Source organism: Streptomyces sp. NRRL S-244, from assembly GCF_000717915.1.
Taxonomy (GTDB): Bacteria; Actinomycetota; Actinomycetes; order Streptomycetales; family Streptomycetaceae; genus Streptomyces.
Map to the genome: position 1 here is coordinate 1 of NZ_JOCX01000015.1, position 26,623 is coordinate 26,623.

23 protein-coding genes are annotated in these 26,623 nt (G+C 72.3%); 11 read left to right on the forward strand and 12 right to left on the reverse strand.

Annotated features, from left to right (window positions below; genetic code table 11):
• The 3 genes from IF02_RS0119580 to IF02_RS0119590 form a co-directional block, all read right to left on the reverse strand.
• On the reverse strand, window positions 1-691 hold a 691-nt coding region (locus IF02_RS0119580; RefSeq protein WP_234318277.1), incomplete at its 3' end, for a response regulator.
• 29 nt (window positions 692-720) lie between these two features.
• A complete protein-coding gene (locus tag IF02_RS0119585) occupies window positions 721-2,241 on the reverse strand; it encodes a sensor histidine kinase (RefSeq protein ID WP_078622214.1) in 1,521 nt (506 codons plus the stop codon).
• A 100-nt stretch (window positions 2,242-2,341) separates the two neighbouring features.
• Window positions 2,342-3,880, reverse strand: coding sequence for a hypothetical protein (locus IF02_RS0119590; protein ID WP_030158701.1), 1,539 nt, complete (start codon window positions 3,878-3,880; stop codon window positions 2,342-2,344).
• A 283-nt stretch (window positions 3,881-4,163) separates the two neighbouring features.
• On the opposite strand from IF02_RS0119590, the gene IF02_RS0119595 reads away from it, so the two are divergent.
• Window positions 4,164-5,531: a hypothetical protein gene (locus IF02_RS0119595; RefSeq protein ID WP_051696359.1), complete on the forward strand. Its 1,368-nt coding sequence runs from the start codon at window positions 4,164-4,166 to the stop codon at window positions 5,529-5,531.
• On the opposite strand, the gene IF02_RS0119600 is transcribed toward IF02_RS0119595, so the two are convergent.
• Entirely contained in the window at window positions 5,528-7,639 is a 2,112-nt protein-coding gene (locus IF02_RS0119600) for a PIG-L family deacetylase (RefSeq protein WP_030158705.1), read from the reverse strand. The two genes, IF02_RS0119595 and IF02_RS0119600, sit on opposite strands and share 4 nt — an antisense overlap.
• A gap of 213 nt (window positions 7,640-7,852) precedes the next feature.
• Window positions 7,853-9,775: a serine/threonine-protein kinase gene (locus IF02_RS0119610; RefSeq protein WP_030158707.1), complete on the reverse strand. Its 1,923-nt coding sequence runs from the start codon at window positions 9,773-9,775 to the stop codon at window positions 7,853-7,855.
• Between the two features lie 694 nt (window positions 9,776-10,469).
• Between IF02_RS0119610 and IF02_RS0119620 the strand changes: the two genes are divergently transcribed.
• The 4 genes from IF02_RS0119620 to IF02_RS0119635 all read left to right on the forward strand — a co-directional run bounded on the left by IF02_RS0119620 (window position 10,470) and on the right by IF02_RS0119635 (window position 13,465).
• Window positions 10,470-10,976 (forward strand): DinB family protein, encoded by a 507-nt coding sequence (locus IF02_RS0119620; protein WP_030158711.1) that lies wholly within the window; start codon window positions 10,470-10,472, stop codon window positions 10,974-10,976.
• Between the two features lie 506 nt (window positions 10,977-11,482).
• On the forward strand, window positions 11,483-12,193 hold the full coding sequence (locus IF02_RS0119625; RefSeq protein WP_030158713.1) for a hypothetical protein: 711 nt from the start codon (window positions 11,483-11,485) through the stop codon (window positions 12,191-12,193).
• Between the two features lie 226 nt (window positions 12,194-12,419).
• A complete protein-coding gene (locus IF02_RS0119630; RefSeq protein ID WP_030158715.1) occupies window positions 12,420-13,034 on the forward strand; it encodes a phosphatase PAP2 family protein in 615 nt (204 codons plus the stop codon).
• A gap of 98 nt (window positions 13,035-13,132) precedes the next feature.
• A complete protein-coding gene (locus tag IF02_RS0119635; RefSeq protein WP_030158717.1) occupies window positions 13,133-13,465 on the forward strand; it encodes a MazG-like family protein in 333 nt (110 codons plus the stop codon).
• Between the two features lie 105 nt (window positions 13,466-13,570).
• Here the strand turns inward: IF02_RS0119635 and IF02_RS0119640 are convergent, their stop codons facing one another.
• Window positions 13,571-15,640, reverse strand: a complete 2,070-nt coding sequence (locus IF02_RS0119640; protein ID WP_030158719.1) for a phosphocholine-specific phospholipase C — start codon at window positions 15,638-15,640, stop codon at window positions 13,571-13,573.
• A gap of 279 nt (window positions 15,641-15,919) precedes the next feature.
• Here IF02_RS0119640 and IF02_RS0119645 point away from each other — a divergent pair, with 279 nt between their 5' ends.
• The 4 genes from IF02_RS0119645 (at window position 15,920) to IF02_RS0119660 (ending at window position 19,072) form a co-directional block, all read left to right on the forward strand.
• Window positions 15,920-16,600: a DNA alkylation repair protein gene (locus tag IF02_RS0119645; protein ID WP_030158721.1), complete on the forward strand. Its 681-nt coding sequence runs from the start codon at window positions 15,920-15,922 to the stop codon at window positions 16,598-16,600.
• A 214-nt stretch (window positions 16,601-16,814) separates the two neighbouring features.
• Window positions 16,815-17,489 (forward strand): GNAT family N-acetyltransferase, encoded by a 675-nt coding sequence (locus IF02_RS0119650; RefSeq protein WP_078622190.1) that lies wholly within the window; start codon window positions 16,815-16,817, stop codon window positions 17,487-17,489.
• Between the two features lie 177 nt (window positions 17,490-17,666).
• A complete protein-coding gene (locus IF02_RS0119655; RefSeq protein WP_030158724.1) occupies window positions 17,667-18,092 on the forward strand; it encodes an ester cyclase in 426 nt (141 codons plus the stop codon).
• Window positions 18,093-18,175: 83 nt separating this feature from the next.
• Window positions 18,176-19,072: an aminoglycoside phosphotransferase family protein gene (locus IF02_RS0119660; protein WP_030158726.1), complete on the forward strand. Its 897-nt coding sequence runs from the start codon at window positions 18,176-18,178 to the stop codon at window positions 19,070-19,072.
• 369 nt (window positions 19,073-19,441) lie between these two features.
• On the opposite strand, the gene IF02_RS0119665 is transcribed toward IF02_RS0119660, so the two are convergent.
• Window positions 19,442-20,344 (reverse strand): AraC family transcriptional regulator, encoded by a 903-nt coding sequence (locus IF02_RS0119665; RefSeq protein ID WP_324603776.1) that lies wholly within the window; start codon window positions 20,342-20,344, stop codon window positions 19,442-19,444.
• An 80-nt stretch (window positions 20,345-20,424) separates the two neighbouring features.
• On the opposite strand from IF02_RS0119665, the gene IF02_RS0119670 reads away from it, so the two are divergent.
• Window positions 20,425-21,174: a dienelactone hydrolase family protein gene (locus IF02_RS0119670; RefSeq protein WP_030158730.1), complete on the forward strand. Its 750-nt coding sequence runs from the start codon at window positions 20,425-20,427 to the stop codon at window positions 21,172-21,174.
• Window positions 21,175-21,211: 37 nt separating this feature from the next.
• Here the strand turns inward: IF02_RS0119670 and IF02_RS0119675 are convergent, their stop codons facing one another.
• The 3 genes from IF02_RS0119675 to IF02_RS0119690 form a co-directional block, all read right to left on the reverse strand.
• The gene (locus IF02_RS0119675) at window positions 21,212-21,409 is read right to left on the reverse strand and encodes an antitoxin (protein ID WP_030158732.1); all 198 of its coding nucleotides are present in this window, start codon (window positions 21,407-21,409) and stop codon (window positions 21,212-21,214) included.
• 194 nt (window positions 21,410-21,603) lie between these two features.
• The gene (locus tag IF02_RS0119685; RefSeq protein ID WP_030158734.1) at window positions 21,604-23,151 is read right to left on the reverse strand and encodes an AMP-binding protein; all 1,548 of its coding nucleotides are present in this window, start codon (window positions 23,149-23,151) and stop codon (window positions 21,604-21,606) included.
• 125 nt (window positions 23,152-23,276) lie between these two features.
• Window positions 23,277-24,230 carry a hypothetical protein gene (locus IF02_RS0119690; RefSeq protein WP_030158736.1) on the reverse strand — a complete coding sequence of 318 codons (954 nt, stop codon included), beginning with the start codon at window positions 24,228-24,230 and terminating at the stop codon, window positions 23,277-23,279.
• A gap of 225 nt (window positions 24,231-24,455) precedes the next feature.
• Here IF02_RS0119690 and IF02_RS0119695 point away from each other — a divergent pair, with 225 nt between their 5' ends.
• Window positions 24,456-25,541, forward strand: coding sequence for a hypothetical protein (locus tag IF02_RS0119695; RefSeq protein ID WP_234318278.1), 1,086 nt, complete (start codon window positions 24,456-24,458; stop codon window positions 25,539-25,541).
• 47 nt (window positions 25,542-25,588) lie between these two features.
• On the opposite strand, the gene IF02_RS0119700 is transcribed toward IF02_RS0119695, so the two are convergent.
• Together IF02_RS0119700 and IF02_RS0119705 are read right to left on the reverse strand one after the other, a co-directional pair.
• Window positions 25,589-25,825, reverse strand: a complete 237-nt coding sequence (locus IF02_RS0119700; RefSeq protein ID WP_030158739.1) for a hypothetical protein — start codon at window positions 25,823-25,825, stop codon at window positions 25,589-25,591.
• 142 nt (window positions 25,826-25,967) lie between these two features.
• The gene (locus tag IF02_RS0119705; RefSeq protein ID WP_030158742.1) at window positions 25,968-26,582 is read right to left on the reverse strand and encodes a TetR/AcrR family transcriptional regulator; all 615 of its coding nucleotides are present in this window, start codon (window positions 26,580-26,582) and stop codon (window positions 25,968-25,970) included.
• Between the last annotated feature and the right edge of the window lie 41 nt (window positions 26,583-26,623).

Consider the following 26,623-nt stretch of genomic DNA (forward strand, 5'->3'; position numbering starts at 1 on the left):
GGCTGCTTGGCCCGGCCGCGGGGGTGGGCGGGGTCGCGGGGGTGGCCGGATTCGCGGGAGAGACCGGGACGATGCCCGCCTCGTGCGCCACGACGGCGGCCGCGGCCCGGTTCTCCACGCCCAGCCGGGCCAGGATCGAACTGACGTGGGCCTTCACCGTCCCCTCCGCCAGGTGCAGCCGACGGGCGATGCGGGCGTTGGACAACCCGCCGCCGAGGAAGGCCAGTACGTCACGCTCACGGACGGTCAGCGCCTCGACCCGGGCGCGGGCGGCGCTGCGGCGGTCGGCCCCCGGGCCGGCCGCGCCGGCCGCGAGGTGGGCGACGACGCGGGCCGCGACCTTCGGTGAGAGGTAGGCGGCACCGTCGGCGACCGCGTGCACGCCCGCGATCAGTTCCTCGGGCTCCCCGGACTTGACGAGGAAGCCGGCGGCGCCGCCGCCGAGGGCGCGCAGGATGTAGTCGTCCTCGCCGAAGGTGGTCAGCATGAGCACGCCGGTTTCGGGGGTGGTACGGCGGATCTCCGCCAGGGCCTCGATGCCGCCGAGGCCGGGCATGCGGATGTCGAGTACGGCGACGTCGGGGCGGTGCCGCAGGGCGAGTTCGACGGCTTCGCGGCCGCCGCCCGCCTCCGCGACCACGCGGATCACCGGGTCGGTGGACAGCACGGCGCGTACGCCGGCCCGGACCATCGGCTCGTCGTCGGCGATGAGGATGCGGATCACAGGGCGGCCCTTCCGGTGAAGTGGTCGGCGGAGGCCAGGCGGCCGTCCAGGAAGCAGAGCCGGTAGACGTCACCGGACAGGTCGTCGAACGGGTCGGCGGTCGCCACGTAGTGCTCGCAGGCGGCCCCCGGCGGGAAGGGGGTGGGGCGGGCCGGACGGGCCGTCGTCTGCCGGTCGGGGAGGACGGGTGCGATGTCCTCGCGGAGCTGTCCGACGCGCAAGCTGGCGAAGTCATCGGCGGGGAGCACGGATTGACGGGCCGTCAGTACGTCCCAGGCACGCAGGCCGACGAACAGCAGCACGGCGGTGGCCATCGGCACGAGCACGGCGGCCACCGCGGTCCGCCCGAGCCCCTTGCGTGCGCGGCGCCGCTCGGCGGCGGACCCGGCCGCCGCCCGCCGCGCGTCCGTCCCGGCCGGCCGGGCTTCCTCCGCCTGGGTGGCGGTGGGGCCGTCGGCTCGCGGGACGGCGGCGGACGGGTGGTACGGAAGGCGGGCTCGGACGGTGAAGCCTCCGCCCCGCGGGCCCGCGGCGAAGCTTCCTCCGGCCAGCCGCACCCGCTCGTCGAGCCCCACCAGACCGGACCCGGACCCGGAACCGGATCCAGCCGCGCCAGGGTCGGAGCCAGCGCCGGAGTCGGGGCTGGTCGAGGGCGGCGGGCCGTTGGTCACCTCTACCTCCGCGACGAACATCCCGTACCGGACCGTCACCGTCGCCGCGGCGCCCTGCGCGTGTTTGACGCTGTTGGTCAGCGCCTCCTGCACGACCCGGCACACGGCCCGTTCCACGGCCGGAGGGAGGCCGTCCGGCGGCGATCCGTCCGCCAGCAGTCGTACGTCGAGCCCGGCGGCGGCCGCCCGCCGGACCAGGTCGCCGACATCCTCCGGATCGGCGAGGTGGTCGAGCCCGGCGGCAGCGACGCGATCGCCGGGGCGGCCGCCGTCACCGCCACCGCGCAGGACGCCGATGATCTCGGCGAGGCGCTCCACCGCGCCCCCGGCACCCGCCCGTATGGACCGGGCGGCCGCCCGGTGCTCCTGCGACAGCCCCGGCGCGAGTTGCAGCGCGCCGGCCGACAGGGCGATCAGGCTGAGGTCATGGCCGAGGAGGTCGTGCATGTCCTGGGCGATCCGGGTCCGTTCCCGCAGCCGCGCCTGCTCGGCGACCAGCCGCTGCTCCCGCTCCAGGCGCGCGGCGCGCTCCCAGCCCGCCTGGACCAGCTCCTGGTACTGGCGGTGGAACCGCCCCGCGAACCACGGCAGCATCCCGGCCCCGACCAGCACCACCACGAACCGCCCGCCCCACACCATCCAGGTCGGCACGGCCGCCACCACGGCCACCGCCGCAACGACCACCACGAGCAGAGCGAGCGCGGTGCCCCGCGTCCGGCCGGGCCGCGCGCCCGCGCGGAAGGCGCACGCCGCGGTCGGCAGCGCCCACCACAGGCTGACCGGGGTCAGCGCGGCCGACACCCCCGCGCCCGCGAGCAGCACCTGCGCCGGTATACGGAAATCCATGATCATTCGCCTCACGGACCCGACCCTACGCAACGGCCGCCGAGCCCGGATCTGCCGAAAGTCTCATGGCCCGGGCCGGCGTCGGCGCGGTTCGCCGCCCTCAGAGGCGGTGGATCCGGGTGATCCCGTACCACTTCGAGACACAGCCGGCGACCCAGTCCCGCTCGTAGTCGGAGGTGAAGAAGGGCTCGGCCAGGCTCCCGATGTACAGGGGCCGGTACCCCAGGTCGGTGGCGCCCTGCGCCGCCCCGCTCCGGATGCGGGAGTTCTGGGCGTCCCAGGCCACCGCGCGGGTGACCGTGACAGTGGTGAGCTGCTGGACGTTCGGGACGAGCGCGGCCAGCGCCGCCAGCGTCAGGCCGCCCGCCGCCACGACGGCGGCCGGCACCACCACCGGGGCGTTCCGCCGGCGTGCCAGGGTCCGGCCGGCCCACTCCCCCAGCAGGGCTCCGTAGGCGCACAGCGCCAGTTCCATCGGCACGAGGTAGTTCGTCCACGTACGGGCGTACGTCCACCCGCTCGGGCCGTAGCCGCTGCGCAGGCCCAGCACCACCGCGAACGACCCGAGCACCACCACCGGTACGGGGAGCAGCAGCACGGCGGCGAGCATCGGCCGCGATACGGCCCGGCGCCTTCTCCACGCCGCGGGCGCGGGTGTACGGAGCCCGGCCCCCAGGCCGAGGAGGACGCCGGCGGCGGCGGCTCCGAGGTAGGCCCACTGGCCCGTGACGGAGTCCCACATGTGCAGCCAGTCCTGGAAGGCGTCCCCGAGTTCGCCCGCGGAGAGCATCGACTCCCGCTCCGGCTGCTGGGCGCGGCGCCACCGGGCGCCGGGGGACGTGTAGAGCACGATCAGCCCGCAGACGAGTCCGGCGCACCAGAGCACGCACCAGGTGAACGTGTGCCAGGTCCGCGCCAGCCCCAGCCGGGGCAGGGCCAGCAGGCCGGCGCCGGCCGCGAGCAGACCGCTGACGAGGGCGAACGGCTCGCTCAGGGTTCCGAGCGCGAACGCGATGAGGAACGCGGCGGCGAAGCCGCCCGCGCGTGGGCCGGCCCGGGGCCGGCGCACGGTCCAGATGGCCAGCAGGAGCGCCCAGACTCCGATGACGCTGGGAATGGTGTGGGAAATGGTGGCCGGAGCCCACAGGAGTACCTGATAGCTGCGGGTGCCGGCGTAGTAGACCAGCGCCTGGACGGCCAGGGAGCAGGCGGTCAGCGTCATCACCGTCGTGACCCGCGGTCTCGTACCGAGGAGCCGGAGGAACTCGCACCCGAGCAGGACGAGGCCGACCGTGAAGGTGACGGCGATGACGGTGGGCAGGATCTTGACCCCGGTCAGGCCGTCGCCGTAGATGATGCCGCTCAGGAAAGCATTGGCGATCCGTCCGTTCTGGGTCGTGTAGAAGTCGGACGTGATGCCGAGGACTCCCAGGTCACGGGACTTCCAGGCGGCGCACCAGTCGTCCGAGGTGGGCCGTACGTAGAGCCCGAGGAAGCACCCGACGGCGATCAGGGCCCCGGCGGCCGCCACGAGCGTTGCGCCCGCGCCCGGCAGCAGGCTGCGGATGAACGGGCGGTGGCCGCTCCCCCGGTCCTCTCCCTCTCCCTCGCCCTCGCCCTTGCTCGACGCAGTGCTCATTCGCCATTCCTTCGCAGGGGCCGGTCACACCAATGTGCACGGTGTGCCGACCACCGGCATCCGGAGTCACCCGGGCGGCGGGCATGTCGTGGCGGGCTCCGCGCACCCCGTCCACGATGGGAACTCCGGGCGCCGCACGCGCGGAAGCCGGACGGAGGGAGTGATGATGCCTGCTGTCCGGCTCGTGCGCTGGGCGGCCGTCACGACGGCTGTCGCGTGTACCGCCCTGCCCGTGTGTACCGCGGGATCTGCCGGCGGCCGGCACACCGACGGACGACAGCCGGTGTTCCTCGTCAGGCCCGTGGGCCACCACGGTCTCGGCGACGCCGAGGGCAGGTACGCGCCCCTGTCGGTGCTCGCCGCCCCCACCGTCGGCCTCCTCTCCAACACGGCCGCCACCGAGGGCATCGCACCGGCCACCGCCAAGGGTGCGCGGTACATGGAGCGGAGCAACGTACTGCGGTTGCCGTCCGGCCGGTGGAAGTACGTCCCCGTCGGCAGGACGGCGTCGGCCGTGGTGGCTGCCGGTGATCCGGCGGCCCGGCAGCAGATCGCGCAGAGCGGCGCCTGGCTGGCGGCCGGCCGGGTCCCGGGCAGCTCGCCCGCGCAGCGCGCGGCGGCCGCACGGGCGCTTTTGACCATGCGCGCCCTGCTCCGGCCGAACGGCGCCATGGCGGCGGGCTGGACTCCCGGCTGGATGTACTCCTGGCCCCGCGACTCCAGCTTCGCCTGCGCCGCGTTCGCGCACACCGGCCACGAGGCCGAGGCGTACCGGATTCTGCGCTACAGCGCCGCGACCCAGCGGAAGGACGGCACCTGGGAGGCACGGACGAGACTCGACGGTTTCGGGCCGCCGGACGGCAGGCGGTGGCAGCTCGACGCCAACGGCTGGGTGCCCTGGGCCGCTTGGCAGTGGTACCAGACGGCCCCGCGGACCACCCGACACGCTCGGCTGGCCGGCCTCTACCCGATGATCCGCAAGGCGGCCGACCACGCGACGGCCTCCCTGCGGGCGGACGGGCTGCCTCCGGCTTCCCCGGACTACTGGGAGCTGACGACGACCACGACGAACATCGGTACGGCCGCGCCCCTGCTCGCGGGGCTCAACGCCGCCGCGGACCTCGCCTGGGAGCTGAACCGGCCGGGCGACGCGGTGCGCTGGGCCACTGCCGCCAAGCGGCTCTCCTCCGGGATAGCCAAGAGGTTCGCGCCCCTGGGGTACCAGCGCACCGTAGACGGGCAGCACGGGCACGACAGCGCGGCGGCTTTCATGGCGCCGCCCTTCAACACGGCTCCGGCCGACCTGCCCCGGGCCCTCGACACCACGTACAAGGCCCTGCTGCTGCCCAATGGGGGCCTCACCCCCGGAAACGATCCGACGGCGCCCTGGGGCGGGAACGCGTGGACGCCCAGTACCTCGTTCTTCGCCCTCGCGTGGGCGGGTACGGGGAGGACGGCGAAGGCGAGGCAGGTGCTGGACTGGGTCCTCTCCAAGAGGAACTCGCTCGGCGAGCTGCCCGAGAAGGTGAACCGCGCCGGTGAGCCGTCATCGGTGGCACCCCTGGCATGGACGGGCTCGATCGCCGTCCTCACCCTCGTGGCACTGGACGACAAGGGGCTCCCCACGCCGCCCCTGCGGTTCTCGTCCTAGCGGCCGCGGGCGGCCTGCGCGATCAGCGGGGGCTGGACCGCCCGGTGCCACGGGGAGGGGGTCCGGTCGCCCTGCGGCTCGGACCGGGCCGGAGGAACCGTCGTGACGATGTGCAGATCGGCGTCCAGGCCGAGGGCCGCCGCGACGGCCGTGCCGGACCGGTCGGCCACGCCCGCCGGTGCGCCCGTGTACAGCATCTGGGACTCCCGCCAGGACTCCGGACCGTCCGCGCCGCCCGCCACGCCGACCGTGCCCGAGCCCGTACGGCCCGCGAGCAGCGGGCCCGCGACACCCACCCCGCCGTAGCCGCCCGGACCGCCGGCCTCGGCGACCGGGGAGAACTCCGGCACGGCCCCGCCCATGGTCGCCAGGCTCGTACCGACGGTGCCCGTGCCGGGCCGGCGGAAGAACACGCGGACCCCGTCGCCCTCGGGGCGCACCGAGAGCACGCCCGTGGTCTGCGGCAGCCCGGTCGCGAAGGCGCCGGTCAGGGGGGCGCCCGGCGTCGGCTGGACCCAGGCCAGTACGGAGCCGGTCGTCGCCGCGTACACGTACCGCCGCCCCGACCCGTCGGTCGCGGCGACCGGATCGCCCAGGAGGCCTGCGCCGCCGAGGGCCTGCCAGGTCCCGAACGCGCCGTCCGGGGCCGTTTGGGTCCGGGCGCGCAGAGTACGGCGGGAATCGCGTACGTACACCGTGATCCGGCCCGCCGGATCCACGGCGACGGCCGGTGCGCTGATCGCCGAGGTGCCGGACCTGTCCGCGGTGTCCGGGGTTCCCAGTGACTGCCAGGGGCCGAATGCGCCGTCGGCCTCGCTCTGGACGGCGTACACGACGTCCCGGCCGTAGTCCTGAGGTGTCGTACCGAGGGTGGTGCGGGTGGCGAACACCGCGATCCGGCCGTCCGGGAGCCGGACCGCGCTCGCCCCGGCGTCGATGCCGGCACCGGGAAGGAAGGAAGGGCCCTGCCAGGGGGCCTTCGGGCCGGTGCGTGACCAGTACGCCATCCGGCCGTCCAGCATGGCGAAGGCCCACAGCCGTCCGGCGACGTCCTCGGTCATCCAGGAGGTGCCGTCGCCCCGGCTGTAGCGGATGGTCTGGTTCCATCCGGCGCCGGTGGGCCTGGTCGCGGTCTTGCGGTCGCCGCAGCCGGCGGGGCTGCCGCACCAGTCCTGGTGGTCCGTCCAGGCGTAGGTCTTCAGGTAGCCGAGCTTCTCTTCGGCGGTCTGCGGGTCGAGGGTCGGCGGCAGCGCGCTGTTCGGGTAGCTCACGTAGTTCTGGACGGAGAAGTGCGGCCGGTCCGTGCTCTGCGCGTAGCGTTCCGCGGCGGCCTGGACGAAGCGGGCGCCGTACATGTGGTCCTGGTGGTCGAGGAAGACGCCGCTCCCCGACTTGCCGGGGGTCGGGTCCTGCGTCCGTATCGTGGTCGGCTTGTACCGCGCGAACACGTCCGCGATGGCGGCCACGGCCTGGTCCTTCGTGTACGAGAACGGGTGCGTGACCGGCGTGCCGGAGGTCAGCTGGGCGCCCAGGGCGGGTATCCGGCCGTCCCACAGGCCGCGCAGGCTGTCCGGATTGTCCCCGGAGATGCTGCGGGCCTCGCGGAGCTGCATCCACACCAGGTTGACCTCGGGCCTGGCGACGAGGACGTCCACCTCGGCGCTGCCCCCGCCGGCCGTGGGTATGGACTTCCGCTCCCAGAGACTGGTGCGGTCGCCCGTGGCCATCTGGGCGTAGGCACCGCGGATGCCGTTCTGCCGGGCCTCCGCGTAGGCGGCGCGGTCGGCGGGGCCCGCGGCGTCGTCCAGGTGCGGGCTGTGGGCCTCGTTCCTGCCGTCGGACTCGCCGGAGGTCAGGTAGACGGTCGTGACCTTGATGCCCGTCGATATGGAGCGGCTCAGGTCGGGGTTCATGAAGAAGAGGTCGTCGTCGGGGTGTGCGACGACCTGGAGGGTGGAGCCCTCGGTCACGCTCGGCCTGACGACCGCGTCGACGGCCGCCGCCGGCCGCTCGCTCCCGTATCCGTAGGCCCAGGTCGTGACACCGGCCACACCGACGGAGACCGCCGCGAGCAGTGCCGCGAGGCGGGTGCGGCTGGCCAGGGACATGTACAGCGCCTTGGGGATCGGTCCGGTCCGGGAATCCGACGGGGAGGTCGGGATCGGTGTCCCGATGGCTCCATTGCTTCCGGAGACGACCGGGGCCGATTATGCCCCGCACGTTTGCGACTGACACACCCTCAAAAGGCATATGGCAGTAACTGAGTTAAATGACAGAAGTGTGCGGTTTGCCCATTTTGCCGCTTACCGCACCATTCCTCCTCAGCTCCCCTTCTTCGGCTCCTCGGCGTTGCGCCACACCGTGAGGTCGAGCGTGATGTAGCTGCTCGGGTCCTTCGCACCCGACCTGCCCCGGTACGTCGCCACCGCGATGTGGCCCGCGTCACTGAGCACGCAGATCTCCGACCCGTCCGTGAGCTGATCGAGGCCGATCTTCTCGGTGTAGCGGGTTTCGGCGCGGCAGGTCTCCAGCGAACCCTTCTGCGAGTTGTTCAGCACGACCAGCTTGCCGTTGTCGGTCCCGACCTTCGCGTCCCCGAAGAGGGTGTCGACGTAGAAGTAGAAGTCTCCGTGGTTGTACATCACGCCGCTGTTGCCGCCGGAGCCGGGGCGCGGCGGGTTGTCGGCCAGCATGAGCTGGTAGTTGGCCGTCAGATTGATGCCCTGGTACGAGGCGGGGGTGGGGTCGGTGCGCTTGCCGCCCTTGTCCTGGGAGCCGCCGCCGGGGGCAGCGCTGCCCGTGCTTCCGCCGGCGGAAGACGTGCCGCCCTTGCCCTTGTCCCCGGAGTTGTCCGGCAGCAGGGAACCGAGGACCGCGAGGCCGATCACGGCCGCCACGACGGCCCCGGCGATGACCGGTCCCTTCGCCTTGCGCTGCGGGGCGGGGGGCGGGTAGCCGGGGTGGTGGGAGGGCGACGGGGTGTGGTGGCCCGCCACGAATCCGGGAGGCGGCGTCTGGTAGCCGGGGGGAGGCGTCTGGTAACCGGGCTGGGTCGGGTAGCCGGGCGGCGGCGTCTGATACCCGGGGGGAGGCGTCTGATGGCCGGGCTGGGTCGGGTAGCCGGGCGGCGGCGTCTGGTATCCGGGCGGCACGCCCGGAGCGGCGGGACCGGTCGGTGCGTGCGTCGGAGCGGCGGGGGCGCTCTGCGTCGGCGCGGCGGCCACGCCGAGAACGGCCGGCGGGGCCGGGGGCGCGCCCTGCGCCGGAGGCTGCGGGGAGACTTCGGTCGGCGTCGGCGTCGGGGCCGCGGCGGGCTGCGGCGGCGGGGTCTTCGCCGGTTCGGGCAGCTGGAGGCGCTCGGTGATGGAACCGGCGACCGCCCGGGGCAGCCAGTCCTCGCCCTGGCGGAGCGGGGCGGGGGAAAGGTCGTGGCACATCTGGATGACCTCGGCCAGGGTGGGCCGGTCCGCCGGGTCGCGGCTGAGGCACCGCGTCACCAGGGGCCGCAACTCCTCCGGCAGCGCGCTGAGGTCGGGGTCCTCGTGCACGATGCGGTACAGCACGGCGTGCGAGGAGCCCTCGCCGTAGGCGGGCGCACCGATCGCCGCGTACGCCACGATCTGGCCGAGGGCGAAGATGTCGGTGCCCGCGGTGACCGTACCGGCCGAGGCCTGCTCGGGCGCCATGAACGCGGGCGTGCCGACGCTGACGCCGCTGCCGGTCAGGGAAGTGGCGTCCGCCGCGCGGGCGATACCGAAGTCGATCACGCGGGGGCCGTCAGCGGCGAGGAGTACGTTCGCGGGCTTCAGGTCACGGTGGACGATGCCCGCGCCGTGGATGACGTGCAGTGCCTCGGCCACCCCGACGGCGAGCAGCAGCACACTGCGCAGCGGCAGCCGCCCGTACTGGGCCACAGCGTGCGCGAGGGAGGGGCCCGGTACGTAGGCCGTGGCCAGCCAGGGCTGGGTGCCCTCGGTGTCGAAGTCGATGACGGGCGCGGTGTAGAGGCCCTGCACCCGCTGTGCCGCCCGCACTTCCTGCTGGAAGCGCCGCCGGAACTCGGGGTCCTCGCTGAACTCGGGCCGGATCACCTTGAGGGCGATGGGCCGCCCGCCGGGCGTGTAGGAGAGGTACACCTTGCCCATGCCGCCCGCGCCCAGCACTGCGGTCAGGCGGTATCCGCCGACCGTCGCCGGGTCGTCGGGCCTGAGCGGCTGGAAAAGGTCGGTAGAAGGCGCACTCATGAAAAATCCATCCCCTGTCACGGCAGTTCAGCCCGCTGAAGCCCCGAGGCCAACCGAGAGGGTACCCAACTTCGCGTGGCTCGCCCCCATCGCGGGCCACCGTACCCGTGCCCGGGTGAGGGTCCTCAACGGATCGTGTGGAAGTTCCGCATTGGTGTGTCCGCGGGGCTTCAGCCGAGCCGCCCGGCCGGTCCGACGACGAGTACTGCGCCTGCTCGCCTACGAGTTCGGCGCCGTGGGCGCGCGGGCGGGCGGGCGGCCGCGCGCGCGGGCAACGGGGTCGCTCAGCGAGCGCGTGGCGCGATCCGTCGTGTCAGTCTCCGCCGCCGCCACCGCACGACGAGCCGCCGCCACCGCACGACCAGCCGCCACCGCAGCCGTGACCGCCGCCGTCGCCTCCGCCCGATCGCCCTCGCGTCGACCCGCTGCCCTTGTTTCCCCGTATCGCCGCGATGAGCACCACGATGAGGCCGATTCCCACGATCACCAGGTATCCCATGTCCTGCACCCCGTTGCTGTCCGTTCCGGTCTGTACGAGGAGGATGCCCGGCATGATCGGCGCGACAAGCGCCTTTTGAGGAACTCCAGAGCTTCGGGGTCGGCGCGCGCTCAGGGCCTGTCCGGCGGATCTTGCCGGGCGGCCCGCCGTTAAATGCCTCGACACCGGTCGCGGTGATCGGGGACTCTTCGCGCGATGACAAGAATCGAAGACACGCCGCCCGCGTGGGACGAGCGCACCCAGCTCACCACGTTTCTCGACTACACACGTGACACCGCCCGCGCCAAGTGCGATGGCGTCTCGGCGGAGAACGCCCGCAAGGTGCTCTTGCCGGGCTCACCGCTGATGACCATGAGCGGATTGATCAACCATCTCCGCTGGGTCGAGTACTACTGGTTCCAGGTGGTCTTCCTCGGCGAGGAAGACCAGGGGCCCTGGACCGAGGAGGACCCCGACCGCGAGATGCGTATCGCCGTCGACTTCCCGCTCACGCAGTTGCTCGACGAATACGCCGCACAGAGCGCCCGTTACCGCGAACTGGTCGCCGGGAACGGCCTGGACGAGCAGGCCCAGCGAGCCATCCGCGACGGCCGCCATGTCGACCTGCGCTGGATCCTCCTCCACCTCACCGAGGAGACGGCCCGTCACAACGGCCACCTGGACATCCTGCGCGAGATGCTCGACGGCACGACCGGCAACTAGGCCGTGTCTTTCGGATCAGGCCGGATCAGCCCGCGGTGTCTGGTGCCGTGCATCGCAAGGCGGAGGAGGGAGTCGACGCGGTGGGGGCACCTCCCAGCGGTAGCTGGGGGACGTCGGCGACCGACGAGAACGCGGCGAGGTGCGGCGCCAGACACCGCGGGCCCGGCATGATCCGAAAGACACGGCCTAGATCCGGCAGGGATCACGGGCGATGCCGAGTCCGATCGGGGCGACGGTGACGGTGCCTTGGAAGACGTGGCCGCTTGTCGAACCTCGTCGCCGCCGAGATGGTCGGGCCGCGTGCACGGGTGTCCGCCGCCGGACAGGCCGTAAGGACGCGTGATCGCGTTCGGCTGCGTGTGCCGCACCGGCGAGCCGTCGCCCTGGCCGTCGGCGTCATGACGGTCACCCGATCGGCCGTACGGAGCGGTGGGCGCCGCCCAGGGGGATGCAAGGGTGGGAGGAGGCCCCCAGCCGAGGCCGGGTCGGATGAGGAGGCATTGCCGGTGCCGAGTCTGGATTCCCTGGTGTCGTTCGCGCCGTTCTTCGTGCCCGTCATCACCGGCTTGGTGGGCGGGATCAGCCTCGTCCTCAGGGATCGCCGCGAGGCGCGGAGTGCCGACCACCACTACCGCAAGAGGCTGGAGAAGGCGCAGATGGAGGTCCAGTTCATCACCGGCTGGATCGAGGCCAAGAAGCTGGCGCCGACCGGGGCCCCCGACCCCGAGCCGGGCCACTGGCTCGACGAGTGCTACGTATCGGTACGCAGCTTCGAGGCCGCGGCGCGCCGTCACCGTGGAGGGCCGGGGAGGCTGCGACGTCTGCTCCTGCTGCGCGAGCTGCACGGCGCCCCGGCGCAGGCCGTGCGGATCCTGTACTGGCTGGCCGTCCTCGCGTGCAACGCGGCCCTCGCGTGGTGGGTGAGCATGATCGTCGACGGTCCTCCCGCCTTCTTCGGGACGGATCCGGAGTCCCAGTCCGACGACGTCGACGCGGTCCTGGGGGTGGCGGGCTGCTTCCTGCTGGTGGCGGTCGTCCTGTGGGCGTGGACGGTGCACCTGGACGCGTCGGAGCCGAAGGAGGGCCACCGCTCACGGATCGACCCGGCCGCTTGGAGAGCGCGGGAGGAGGAGCGGAAGCGCGCAAAGGACGGGAAGACGGATGAGGGGGACGACAGGGACGACGGCCCGGACGGCCCGGACGGCACCGCGAAGTGACCGGCCCGTGCCGACCGCCACCTGATCCGCCCAGCATGCTGCAGAGCAGCCGCGGTTGTGGGACGTGCGGGCCGGCCGCCCGCTGGCCACTTTCGCCGGGCAGGGCGGCGCGATGCGGCGGCCACCGCCTTCGCCGCCGGGGCTGAGAGGATCATCCGGCCCGACCGGATCCGCCACTCCCCCGTGGCCGGCGACTCCTCACCGCGACCAGCCAGGAGGCCACGACGTGACCACGTCGACCACGACCACGACCACGGTCGTACAGCCCGACGAGTCCCGGGCCGCGCGCCTGATCACCGATGGGCTCGACCCGAAGACGTGGATCATCGCCGACACCCTCCTGATCGGCTGGTACACCGGCCGCCTCGCCGGGATCGGATGGGGCCTCCTCGGCTGCCTGTTCGCCGCCGTCATACCCCTGGCCTTCATCAAGTACGGCATACGCCGCGGCCGCTGGACCGACCGGCACGTCGGCCCGCGGCAGCAGCGGATCGTCGTGATGGCCTTCGTCGCCGTCTCGGTGGCCACCGGCATCACCTTGCTCTGGGCCCTCAGCGCCCCGCGAACCATGATCGCGTTGATCTCGGCCATGCTGGCCACCCTCGTGGCCCTCCTCGCCGTGACACCTGCGTGGAAGATCAGCGTGCATGCGGCCGTCTCCGCCGGGAGCGTCGCCATGCTCGCCATGGTGTACGGGCCCCGGGTGCTCCTCGCGTACCCCCTGGTCGCCGTCGTCGGGTGGTCCCGGGTAGAGCTCAAGGACCACACCGTTGCCCAGGTCCTCGCGGGCGCGGCAGTCGGCGGGGCCATCGCCACCACTACGTTCGCGCTGGTCCGGTAGGCGGCCGCGGGCGGCCCGACGGACGGGAGCATCCCGGACGTCATCCCATTCGTTCACAGGACTGAGTACGGACGACAGCCGGACGAAGGGGAACCACCGTGGAGAAGAACGCCTGGGCCGTCACCGGGGAGCTTGCCGTCTTCCTCGACGAGGCGGCCGCTCATGTCCCGGCCGAGCAGCGCCGGGTACTGCAGGTACTCAAGATCGGGGAGGAGTTCGGCGAGGCGGCCCAGGCCGTGATCGGCGCCACCGGAACCAACCCCCGCAAGGGCCTGTCCCACTCGTGGCGGGACGTGGAGGCGGAAGTGTGCGACGTACTGGTGACGGCGATGGTCGCGCTGCACCGGCTCGGTGTCGCGGACCCGGCCGCGATGTTCACCGCGCACCTGGAGAAGACCGCCGCCCGGACCCTGGCCGCCCGGGAGGCGTGAGCACGTGGATTCCCCGAGAAGAGCGGCGGTCGGGGCCGTGCTCGGGGCCGCGCCACGGGCGGCCGGCCCGCTCCGCGGAGGGTTCCGCGGAGCGGGCCGCCCGGGTCAGGAGGACTGGTTCGTCAGGATGCCCGGGTCCGACAGGCCGGCCGCGCCGGTCTCGACCTTGCCGGCGAAGCGGCGGCCGAAGTCCGGGGCTTCGGACGCGGTGACCGTCACGTCGTACCAGCGTCGCGTGCTCCGCAGGGGAACGCTGTACGTCACGGTGGCGCCCTTGGCGACCGTGAGCCGCTTCGGTCCGCCGCCGTAGGCGTTGGTCACCGTGAGCGTCGCGGTCGATGCCCCGGCGTTGGTGAGGGTGAGGTCCAGGTTCCCCGTGGTGGCGTTGTGGCGGGCGGTGACCTCGGGGCCGGGGGTGGTACCGGGGTTGCGGAAGCCGCGCAGGAAGCCGTTGGGGCCGTGGACGGTCAGGTCGGTGACGCCCGCCGAGTAGCGGGTGTTCCAGGTGTCCGAGATCGACTTGCCGGCCTCCGTGGTGTAGGTCCAGGGGGCGTCGGTCCGGTTGGCGGAGGTGATGTAGAACTGCGCACCCAGGTCCGGGCCGCCGCAGAACGTCAGCCGGAACTTGCCCTCGCCGGTGAGCGCGGCGCCGTCCACGTACGGGGCGTACTTCAGCGGACGGGTGTTGCACAGGCCCTTCTCCTGGCGCGGCATGGTCCCCACGGCCGGCGGCGTGGCCAGGAAGTTGGGGTGGCGCTCGCGGTCCTGCGGCTCCCAGGGGCCGGTGTCGGGCAGCCGGACCGTGTTGGTGTCCGTGCGCGCGAAGTCGAAGGCGGAGGTCAGGTCACCGCAGACGGCGCGGCGCCAGGGCGAGATGTTGGGCTCCTGCACGCCGAAGCGCTTCTCCATGAAGCGGATGACCGACGTGTGGTCGAAGGTCTCGGAGCAGGAGTAGCCGCCGGTGCTCCACGGCGAGACGACGAGCATCGGCACGCGCGGGCCGAGACCGTACGGGCCGGCGACGTAGCCGGCCTTGCCGGGGAAGACGTCCAGCGTGGTGGAGACGGTCGACAGGCCCTGGTTGGCGTCGGCGGGGGCGTACGGCGGGACGACGTGGTCGAAGAAGCCGTCGTTCTCGTCGTACGTGATGAACAGCGCGGTACGGGCCCACACGTCGGGGTTGGAGGTCAGCGCGTCCAGCACCTGCGCGATGTACCAGGCGCCGAAGTTGGCCGGCCAGTTGGAGTGCTCGCTGAAGGCCTCGGGAGCGGCGATCCAGGAGACCTGGGGCAGGGTGCCGGCGGTCACGTCGGCGCGCAGCTTGTCGAAGTAACCCTCACCGGTGCGGGCGTCGGTGCCGGTGCGGGCCTTTTCGTACAGCGGGTTGCCGGGCTGCGCGCCCCGGTAGTTGTTGAAGTAGAGGAGCGAGTTGTCGCCGTAGTTGCCGCGGAAGGCGTCGTCGATCCAGCCCCAGGAACCGGCGGCATCGAGTCCGTTGCCGATGTCCTGGTAGACCTTCCAGGAGATGCCGGCCGCCTCGAGGCGCTCGGGGTAGGTGGTCCAGCCGTAGCCGGCCTCGGCGTTGTTGAGGACCGGGCCGCCGCCCTTGCCGTCGTTGCCGGTGTGGCCCGACCAGAGGTAGTAGCGGTTCGGGTCGGTCGAGCCGATGAACGAGCAGTGGTAGGCGTCGCAGATGGTGAACGCGTCGGCGAGCGCGTAGTGGAACGGGATGTCCTCGCGCGTCAGGTGGGCCATGGTGGCCGGCGTCTTGGCGGGCACCCAGTTGTCGTACTTGCCCTTGTTGAAGGCGCTCTGGCCGCCCGCCCAGTCGTGGTTGAGACCCTGGAGGTACTCCATGCCCAGGTCGTCGGACGGCGGCCGGAACGGCAGCGTCTCCTTGCCCGCGTTGTCGGTCTGGTGCCAGACGGACTTGCCGCTGGGCAGGGTCACCGGGCGCGGGTCCCCGAAACCACGGATGCCGCGGAGCGCACCGAAGTAGTGGTCGAAGGAACGATTCTCCTGCATCAGGACCACGATGTGCTCGACGTCGGCGATCGTCCCCGTCGTCCCCTGCGCGGGGATGGCGGCGGCGCGCGCGATGCTCTCGTTGAGCAGGGTCAGGGCGGCGGCGCCCCCGGTGAGCTGGAGGAAGCGGCGACGGTTCAGTTCTGCCATGGCGAGAGTGACCTCTGCTTTGCATCGAGGGGTGCTGGAGCGCCCCCAGAACAGCGTGTCGGGGCTACTGGAGAGGGAGCCTGACGTGACGGTGGCGGATACACCAGACGAACGGCAGTCGGATTCCGCAGGAGTTCGGCCATTTCCCGTGGACGCCGCGGAGCCTCGGCAGACCTCCACGCACGCCAAGGCGCAGCCGAACGGCGCACGGACCGCTTCCGGGTCCCGGCCGAATTCCGCCATAGGCTGGATCCCGCCCGCGACGGACAGGAGGCCGAGATGACCGAGACGACGGTGGCCGAGGTCATGGCCGAGCTGGCCGCGCTCGAGGACCCGAAAACACGCGCGGTGAACGAGAGGCACGGTGACGATCACGGCGTGAACCTCGGCAAGCTGCGCGCCCTCGCAAAGCGGCTGAAGACGCAGCAGGAGCTCGCGCGCCGGCTCTGGAAAACGGATGACACCGCGGCGAGACTGGTGGCGATCCTGATCTGCCGCCCGAAGGCGTTCGATCGTGACGAATTGGACGTCATGCTGCGCGAGGCGCGGACGCCCAAGGTGCACGACTGGCTCGTGAACTACGTGGTGAAGAAGAGCCCGCACGCGGAAGAGCTGCGGCCCGCCTGGTCGGCAGATCCGGATCCGGTGGTCGCGAGCGCCGGCTGGGCGCTGACCACCGAACGCGTGGCGAAGAAGCCCGAGGGCCTCGACCTCGCAGGACTGCTCGACGTCATCGAGGCGGAGATGAAGGACGCCCCGGACCGCCTGCAGTGGGCGATGAACCACTGCCTGGCACGGATCGGGATCGAACACGCAGAGCACCGCGCCCGCGCGATCGCCATCGGTGAGCGTCTGGAGGTACTCAAGGACTACCCGACTCCCCCGGGTTGCACGTCTCCTTTCGCGCCCGTCTGGATCTCCGAGATGGTGCGACGACAGCAGGACAAGACGGTGGCTTGAGCGGCAGGAGCTCGTCGTCACGGGCGGGCGGATGGCCGAGCGGCCGACCCCGCTCTCGTTGCACACGTACGGCTGCCCGCAGGCGACGCCCGCCCTGCGCTCGAATCACGCCAACGAACCCCTACACTTAGGCCAGCCTAACCTAACAAGTTTGCTTGCGGGCCGGTGTGCTCATCGCCGGCCGGCCCCACCGTCACGAAGGAACCGAGACCGCATGAGACCCGAGTCCGCTGTCCTCGCCACCCCGCGCGCCGACGTCTACACCGAGACCGTCGAAGACTTCGGCACCGTCCGCTTCACTCCCGTCGACCCCGCGCCGGACTCCGCCGTGTTGCACGCCTGGGTCGTCGAGGAGCGCGCCGAATTCTGGGGCATGAACGAAGCCAGTCGGGAGCTGGTGCAGGAGATCTACGAGGACGTGGACCGCCGAGACACCCATCACGCGTACATGGTCCGGCTGGACGACGAGCCCGTGGCGCTCTTCCAGACCTACCGGCCGGAGGAGGACCGGGTCAGCGAGTGCTACGAGGTACGGGAGGGCGACATCGGCGTCCACCTCATGCTGGCGCCGATCGCCGGCCGGCCCCGCCCCGGCTTCAGCCGTACCCTCATCGGCTCGCTCATCCGCTTCGCGTTCCGCGACCCGGCCGTGCGGCGCGCGGTGGGCGAGCCCGACGCGCGCAACGAGAAGGCCATCGCCCTGCTGGGCCGTATCGGCTTCGTCAGGCAGGGCGAGATCACGCTCCCCGAGATCGACTTGCCGGAGATCCACCTCCCCGAGAAGCGGGCGGTGCTCGCGTTCCTCGACCGCCCCGAATGGCTCGCCACGGCGCAGGATGGCCCTCTCCCGTCCAGTAGGCCGGCAGGACTTCTCACGTACCGCCACTGACGCCTGTTTGACCTTGCCGCGACGGCACGGTTTCTACTGAGGGCACGCGATCCGGAGCGGGCGCCGCACCGCCGGACTTTCCCGACAGGTGGCCCGTCGGGCCCGTCGCCGGCGGTGCGGCGCTCCTCTCCCGTCGATCGCGTACGGCTCGATCGCCCGAAGGAGAGGGACACGTCCATGAGCACGACCCCGGAGAAGAACCTGGCCTTGGTACGCACCGCCTACGAGACGCTGCAGAGCGGCGATCTCGACGCGAGCGCCGAGATGCTGACGGAGAACTTCATCGCCAACGTCCCCGGCATACCGGACCCCCTGTACGGGCGGGAGGTCTGGAAGCTGGGAGCCCAGGCCATGCTCGAGGGCTTCCCCGACCTGCAGATCCAGGTCGAGGACATGTTCGGCATCGACGACAAGGTCGCGGTGCGCGTCCGCTTCCGCGGCACGCACCGGGGCGCCTTCCAAGGGATCCGGGCGACGCAACGGCCCGTGAGCTTCCGCAGCATCGAGGTCTACCGACTGGAAGGCGACAAGATCGCCGAGGAGTGGGTCGCCCCCGACATGACGAGTCTCATGCAGCAGCTCTCAGCCGACTCCGGCCACTGACCGCCGGACACACGGGCATGTACTGCATAGTCGACCTGCACGGCATGTACGACAAGCACCGACGCTGCCGAAGGACACCACACATGGCCATGGCCGACGTCGACATCGATGAGCAGTTGGTGCGATCGCTGCTGCGGGAGCAGCACCCGGACCTTGCGGGGCTGGTCCTGCGACCGGTGGACGCCGGCTGGGACAACCAACTGTGGCGCCTGGGAGATGAGTTGGCGGTGCGCCTGCCGCGCACGCCGCGCGCCCCGTCCCTCCTGCGCAACGAGCAGCGGTGGCTGCCCGTCCTGGCTCCGCAGCTGCCGCTCCCGGTGCCGACCCCCGTGCGTATCGGCGAACCGTCCCCGCACTTCCCGAGTCCGTGGACCATCGTGACCTGGGTTCCCGGGGAGCCCGGGGACCGCGCGTCGATCACGCGCGCCCCCGAGGCAGCCGACCGTCTGGCCGGCTTCCTCGGAGCGCTCCACCGAGGCGCTCCTGCCGAGGCTCCCGCCCATCCGAATCGAGGCGTTCCACTCAAAGACGTTTCGCACGAGTTCGAGCGCAAAGTGCAAGACGTCGCCGACACCCCCGTGGCCGGCGACGTCCGAGCGGCCTGGGACGATGCCGTCTCGGCTCCGGACTGGGAGGAGCCGCCGGTGTGGCTCCACGGGGACCTTCACCCGGCCAACGTCCTCGTCTCGGCCGGCACGATCTCCGGCGTGATCGACTTCGGCGACATGACCGCCGGAGACCCGGCGACGGACCTCGCGGCCGCATGGCTGCTCCTTCCCGCGGGCGCGGCCGCACGATTCTTCAGCGCGTACGGAGGCGCGGACGAGGCGTTGATCCGGCGCGCACGAGGATGGGCCGTCCTGCGCAGCATTTCCCTCATCGGTATCGGCCGGGCCTGGGAACGCGGCCTCCCCGGTGGCCGGCCGACATGGGGACGTGCGGGCTGGGCTGCTCTTGATCGTGTCCTGACATCCCGCTGAGGTCCGCCCTCGTCAGCTCACTTCAACCCGTCGCGGGCTCTCGTCGCGCGCGCCGCCCGCCTGCCCGCCCGCCTGCCCGCCCGCATGCCCGCCCGCCCGTCCGGTATCAGCGGGGGTCGGATCCACCGCCCTCCCGACGCCTGCGGCGGTTACGGCCGAGAGCCCCCGCCAAACCGATCAAGCCGCCTGAGAGCGCGCCGGCCACGAGGATGCGCAGCAGGTCTTCCATCGAGTACTCCTCCTCTGGGCCAGGTTCACCGTCGCCCGGTCCGCCCTCGGCGTCCCCCGTGCTCGGGTGCCTGATCAACTACGAACGGAGACGCTATCGACGCGCACACGGCCTGGCTTGGACAAATTTGACCTCGCCCCTCACAGGGCGAGCGCTCCCTCCGTCACGCGGGCTGCGGCCATCTGGCCGGGAGTGGTCTCGGCCAGGGCGCGGAACTCCCGGTTGAGGTGTGCCTGGTCATAGAAGCCACAGGCAGCGGACACTTCGGTCAGATTCGCGCCCTCGCGAGTCAGCAGCCCCGCGGCCCGGTGGAAGCGCAGCACGCGGGCGGACGTCTTGGGCGTCAGGCCTACCTGTTCGGTGAACCGGCGGACCAAGTGGCCCTGGCTCCAGCCCACTTCGGCCGCGATGCGGCCGACCGGGATCGCCCCGCCGGCGCGGGACAGGAGTCGCCAGGCGTGGCTCACCTCGGGTGCGGGATCCGGGCCGCGCTCGATCCGGGTCGACAACGCGATGTCCAGCAGGTCGAACCGGGCTCCCCAGTCGGTGGTGGCGGCCAGTTGCTCCGCCAGCACTCCGGCCTCGGGTCCGAGGACGTCGCACAGCCCGACCACCGTGTTGGTCAACTCGCTCATCGGCACGGCGAACAGCCGGTATGCGCCCAGCGGGGTCAACTCGAGCCGGATCGCCTCCTGGCCGCCGGGATGGTCACACACCCGGGGTCCGTCCTCCAGACCCGCGACCAGCGAGCCGGTCACCTGACCGTGCGGGCTCCGGTCGTCTCCCACGTCTCCCAGTCGGCGTACCTGGGTGAACGGCTCCCCCAGATTGATCACGACGACCGCTCGGCCCGTGGGGACCAACCGCACGCGATAGGGCGCGGCCGCCGCCTCCCAGTAGCCGGCATAGCTGTGCACGAAAGGGCGCAAGTACGGAGGCCACGGGCGGGTAACCCGCCACCGGGCGCCCACCCGGGTCATCTCGACTGCCCGACCGGCCGCGCCCGCGCTTCCGCCCACCCGCATATCCCTCCGCCCTCCCATGGCGGCGAAGCGGCGAATAGCCGGCCGTGGCGCCGCGCCCGGTGATCTACTGGCATCAATCCAAGGAAGGAAGATCCACAATGCCCACCAAGACGTTACAGATTCCCACCGCGGACGGCCAGGCCGATGCCTTCGCCGCCTTCCCGGACGGTGGCGAGCGGCACCCGGGGGTGCTGCTGTACATGGACGCCTTCGGAGTGCGGCCCGTGCTGGAGGAGATGGCCCGCGAACTGGCCGGGCACGGGTACTACGTACTCGTCCCCAACGTCTACTACCGGCAAGGCCCGACGCCGGTGGTCGAACTTCCCGGGCACATCACGGCGGAGGACCGGCCCGCGATCTTCGGCCGGCTGATGCCCTTGGTCGAGGCACACACCACCGAACGCGCCCTGCGCGACGCCGACGCCTACATCAGGTTCCTCACAGCCCAGCCCGAGGTCAGCACCGGACCGGTCGCGACGATCGGCTACTGCATGGGCGCCGTACTGGCGATGCGCACGGCAGCGGCCCACCCCGACCGGGTGGCCGCCGTCGCCGGATTCCACCCCGCCCCCCTGGTCAAGGACACGCCCGACAGCCCGCACCGCCTCGTCGCCAAGCTCACCGCCGAAGTCCACCTCGGGCTTGCCGAGACCGACATGTCGCCTGAGGCGATCAGTGAGCTGAGCCAGGCCCTCGACGCCGCGGGCGTCGACTACACCTGCGAGGTCTACCCCGGCACCGTCCACGGCTTCACCATGTCCGACACCGACGCCTTCAACCCCTCGGCACTGCAACGCCACTGGGACCGCCTGCTCCCCCTCCTGGACCGCACGCTGACCGGCAGCTGAGGTTCCGGCTCGGGAGGGGGAGTACGGCCGACCCGGGCTAAGGCTGCGGGGGGCGGTCCTGAGGAGGCTTGTCGGTTCCCAGCTGCTCGTTGATCTTCTGCTGGGCCATGTCGACCTGGCTCTGGTACTTGTTGCCGGTTTTCGCGTCGACTGCGTCGCCGGCCTTGTCAACCCCTTGTCGGGCTGTGTCCTCATGGCCCTTGATCAGGCCCTTGAGCTTGTCAAGCATCGACATCACGGCCTCCTTGGAGATGCTGGCGCATCCAGCATCCCGACATCCGCCGGGATCCGCATCCCGAGCGCCACCTCGGGCGGGGCCTTTCCCGCAGTGGGTCTCAGCTGTGCCGCAGCTCGGCCTCCAGGGGCTTGCCGCCACAGCTCGCGGAGGTCACCTCCTGGTGGTCGGCGGCGAAGAGCTGCACCACCCCGTCACGGCCGCGCCGCGGACCCTGCCGATCCGGCAGCCCGCTCCCGCAGCAACCGCTTGTCCGGCTTTCCGCGGTCGGTCAGTGGAAGGGCCTCCACCCAGAAGACGGTGGTCGGGCGGTGGGCCGGAGCCAGCGCCTCGGCCACCAGCCGGCACGCCTCCGCGGCCGCCGCACGGGTGGGAGAGTGACCCGGCGCGGGCACGAGGAAGGCGCACACCTCCTCGCCGGTGCGATCACCGGCCCTGCCCACCACCGCGGCCTCGGCCACCCCGGGGTGCCGGGTCAGGGCCGCCTCGACCGGACCGCAGTAGATGTTGACACCGTCCACCATCACCACGTCCTTCACACGGTCGTCGAGGTAGAGGTACCCGTCCGCGTCGAAGTGGCCGAGGTCCCCGGTCCTGAGCCATCCGCCCCGCATCACCTCGGCCGTCAGGTCGGGCTGGTTCCAGTAGCCGGCCATCACCATCGCGGACCGCACCCACACCTCCCCCGTACGCCCCCGCTCCGACTCCGCCCCGTCCTCATCGCGCACCTGTACGTCCACACCGGGCGCGGGGCGGCCGACGGACGCCAGGAGGTACGGCCGGTCGGTCACCCCCGCGTCGTGATCGGCCGCCGACAGCCTGCAGATCACGCCGGCCTCGTTCATCCCGTAGCCCTGCCGCCACCTCGGCCGCGCACCCCAGCGCGTCAGCGCCTGCCGCAGCCGCTCCGGATGGATGGGAGAGTTGCCGTACGACACCTGGACCAGACCCGGTACGCCGCCGGCGGTCGCCGGGTCGTCCAGCAGCCGGTACACCATCGAGGGCGTCAGGTACGTGGACACGGGCGCCAGGCGCCGGCAGGCGGCGGCGAACTCCCCCGTGTCGAAGGGGCCGAGGATCTCCACCCGTCCTCCCTCGCGCAGATGCTCCAGGCACCGGCCCCCGGAACGCTGCGCGAGCGAGGTGACCGACAGGTAGACCGACTCGCGGGGCCCGCCTCCCTTGCGTCCCTCGCGTCCCTCGCGTCCCTTGGCTCGCGTATCGGTCCGGCCCGCCATCGCGCCGAACGTCGAGGCCACCCCCTTGGGCCTGCCCGTCGTACCGCCGGTGTACGTCACACGCGCCACGTCGTCCTCACGTGCCTGCACGGGCACCGGACGGCCTTCCCGGGTGCGGGCGAGCCGCATCAACTCCGCCGGACCGATGCACGGAACCCCCGTGTCCGGCACGGGGGTGTCGTTCACCACCAGTACCGGTGCGCAGTCGCGCAGCATGAAGTCCAGGCCGTGGGTGGCCGGGCCGACGACCACCTGGGTCAGCCGTGCGCCCAGTACGTGCGCGGCCAGCCGCACCAGCAGCGCCTCGGGCCGGTTGCCGTCCGTGACGCAGGCCAGACCCGTCCCGCGCCGCACCCCCAGCTCCCCGAGGACGCCGGCCAGCCGGTACGTATCGGCCAGGACCTCGGAGAACCCCATGACGACGGACCCGGCCCCGATCGCGGGCCGCCCCGCGTTCTGCTCGAACGCACTGATCAGGTCCGCGACATACCGCGCGCCGCCCATCGCTCCACCGCCTCCACGCCCGTGTCTGCCGCATCCCGCCGTCCGAAGTCCGACGTCCGCCCTCCGCCGTCCGCCGTCCGGCATCCCGGCCAGTCTCCCGCCCGGCCGTGGCCCTCGTCCCCGATTCACCGTACGGCGCCCGACGCGTCCAGGGCCGTACGGGCGCTCAGGGCCGCGCGGAGGCGTTCGTACGTGGGCGCGAGGCGCCGCAGGACCGCGGCGGCTCCCGCGTCATCGCCGGCGACCAGCAGGAACTGCAACTCACCCACGGTCTCTGCCTGTTCCGTCGCAATGGCTGCGGCTTCGCCCAGCCCCAAAGCGGCCAGGCAGGCCGCCGCGTCGCCCAGGCGGCGGGCGCCGACACGGACGCCGAACACCGTGAGCAGGGTCCGGATGCCGGGCTCCAGGCCCCGCGACAGCCGGGCGGCCAGCTCCTCCACCGCCGCGGCGCCGCCCACCGAGCCGGGCGGCATCGGCAGGTCGTCGCGGCCGGCCAGCCACCGCACCGCCCCTGGCAGCGACCGCCGCAGCGCCTCCGCCCCGTCGACCAGGCGCTCGCGCACGAACCCGGTGCGCAGCACGTACGGCGCATCGGTGTACGAGACCGACTCGGCCTCCCAGGCGGCGAGGAACGCCCCGGTGGGCAGGGTGGCGTACGGGTGCCCGTGCGGGTCGTGGAGCCGGACCCGTTCCTCGTCCGCGGTCAGGACCACGACGTAGTGGTCGCCGCCGTCGGCGCTCGGGGTACCCGGCTGGTAGAGCAACAGGCCCATGTCCACGGGCCCGACGAGCACCGGGCCCCGCGCGCAGGCAGCGCGCAGCCGCGCCAGCGCCTCACCGGGCGTTCCGCCGTCGCTGCGCTCGCACCGCCATCCCAGGAGCCCGATCGCGGAATCGAGCCCGGTCTCCGGATGCCAGCCGTAGGGGTCGAACAACGGCAGCGCGCCCGCGATGAACTGCATGCCGAACGGCGAGCCCGTCAGCGTCTCGATCACGGCGGGCGCGGGCGCGTCCGGCCCGAGCACCATCGCGAGGGAGTTGGTGTAGCAGTACGGGCCGGAGCCCACGTAGTCGAGCACGACGCATCCCTTCTTCGAACGTGGGGACCACCCCATCGCCTCACACCGTGTGAGGGTCAAGCGTCAAGCGTTCGTGGCCCCCGGCCGCGCCCCCGGCCGCGCCCCGGCCGCCCGCGCGGCCGTTCGGGGTGCCGGGTGGGCGAGCCGCCTGGTCTCCGACCGTCCTGTGGGATCCGCTGGGTGCCTGGGCCGTCGCGGGCGCGAAGGGAGCGGGGCTTGTTGCGTGTGCTGATGGGCGTGCTCGGGGCCGCCCTCGTGTTGTCGGGCTTCTCCTCCGTCGTGAGCAACCTCGTCGTCCCGCGGCCGAGCCGGTCCCGGTTCACCCGGTTCGTCCACGACGCCGTCCGCCGGCCCTTCCAGCTCGCCGCCGACACCCGCTCCACTCCCGAGGGCAAGGACCGGGTGCTGGCGCCGATGGCGCCGCTGACCCTGGTGGCCGTACTGATCGGCTGGCTCCTGCTGTTCCTGCTCGGCTACGGCCTCCTGGAGGCCTCCGTAAGCGGTCTGCCGTTGCGCAAGGCGCTGGTGGAGGCCGGTTCCTCGCTGCTCACGCTCGGGTTCGCCAGCAGCAACCGCGAGAGCCTGAACGCCATCGACTTCTGCGCGGCGGCCACCGGCCCCGTGACCATCGGCCTCCAGGTCGGGTACCTGCCCGCGCTGTACGGGGCGTACCAGAGCCGGGAGATCGAGGTGACCCTGCTGGAGGCGCGGGCCGGTGTCCCGCCCTGGGGGCCGGAGATCCTGGCCCGCTACGCGCAGGCGGAGCTGCTGGACGGGCTCGACGAGCTGTTCCGCAACTGGGAGCGGTGGAGCGCCGCGGTGAGCGAGAGCCACACCACCTACCCGATCCTCGTCCAATTCCGCTCGCCCAAGCCGAACCGGAACTGGCTCGTGGCCCTGGTGGCGGTGATGGACGCGGCGGCGCTGCGGCTGGCGTTCAACCCCTCCCAGCCGCAGTACGCCGTACGGATGGCCCTGCGCGCGGGCTTCGTGTGCCTGCGCGACCTCGCCGACATCCGCGGCGTCAGCTACAACCACGATCCGCATCCGGAGGACCCGCTGCTGCTCACGTACGAGGACTTCCTCCAGGGCGTGGCGCGGATGTCCCAGCAGGGGTACCGCATGGAGCGCACGCCGGAGCAGGCCTGGCCGCACTTCCGCGGCTGGCGGGTCAACTACGAGGCCATCGCCCACCGTCTGGCCCGGGACATCGACGCCGTCCCGGCTCCCTGGTCCGGCGCCCGCCGCACCGGCACGCCGGTCCGCACCCCGGTCACCCCCACCGACCGCCGGCCGCCCGCGGACGCCTGACCGGGCGCCGCCGGCGGGGCGGTCAGCAGTCCGCAGGACACCCCGGCCTAGTGCGGGGTCCAGACGAATTTGCCGCCCCCGACCCACCGGACCTCGTCCAGGTCGTCGAGGTCGTGGATCGGGATTCCCGCCTCCGCGGCGACCAGCAGCACGTCCGTCATCGACATCGCCCTGCCGACGAACTCTCCGTCGACCTCCACGATGCGAAAGGGCGGGTTGCCGGGCTGGACGCCGAGTACGGTGATCCGCGCCGCGGAGAGATGAGGTGTCGATCCTTCGGTCATGCGGAAACGGTTCCATGCCGGGGCCCTTGGCGGGCGCGGCGACACGTTCCGAGGGGCCGATCGGCTTCCCGTACGGCCCCCCGTGGCACGGTACGGCGCCGCACGCCACCGGACGTCGCCGGACGCCACTGCCGCGAAGGCGCTACTCCCGTGCGGCCGCGCGGACCGCCGCCCCCGTCAGCGTCCTCGCCGTACGGGTGGCGCTGGCGATGGCCGCGTCGGGGGCGAGTCCGCACAGGTCGGTGAGGCTGAACAGGGCTTCCGCGCTGACGACCACGGCGAGGTCGCGCTTGAGCTGGGCGAAGGCCTCCGGATCCGCCACTCCCAAGGTGTCCTGGAGCGGAAGGAGCGCCTCGTCGATGAGGCCGAAGCGGATGCCGGGCCTCCCGGACGCCGCCTCCGGGCGGGTGATGGTGGCGGCGATCATCGCGCGCACCGCCCCCTGGCGGGCGACGACACCGCGCAGCAGGAATTCGCAGGCGAAGGCGACGCGTTCGACGGGGTCCCGGGAGCCCTCGACCGGTCGGAGCGCATCGGCGGGTGCGGGCCAGACGCCGGCCAGTGCCTCGCCGACCAGCGACGGGAGGTCGGGGAAGTACCGGTAGGCAGTGGCGTCGGAGACCAGTGCGGCGCGGGCGATCGCGGGCATGGTCACCTCGCCGCCGGTGGCGATGAGCTCGCGGGCGGCCTCGACGATCGCCGTACGCGTGCGCTTCTTCTGGTTGGTGCGCCCGGAGTCCGTCTCTGCCATCGCCATCCGTACGTCCGTCCCGTCCTCGTCCCGCGAGCTCTTGCACC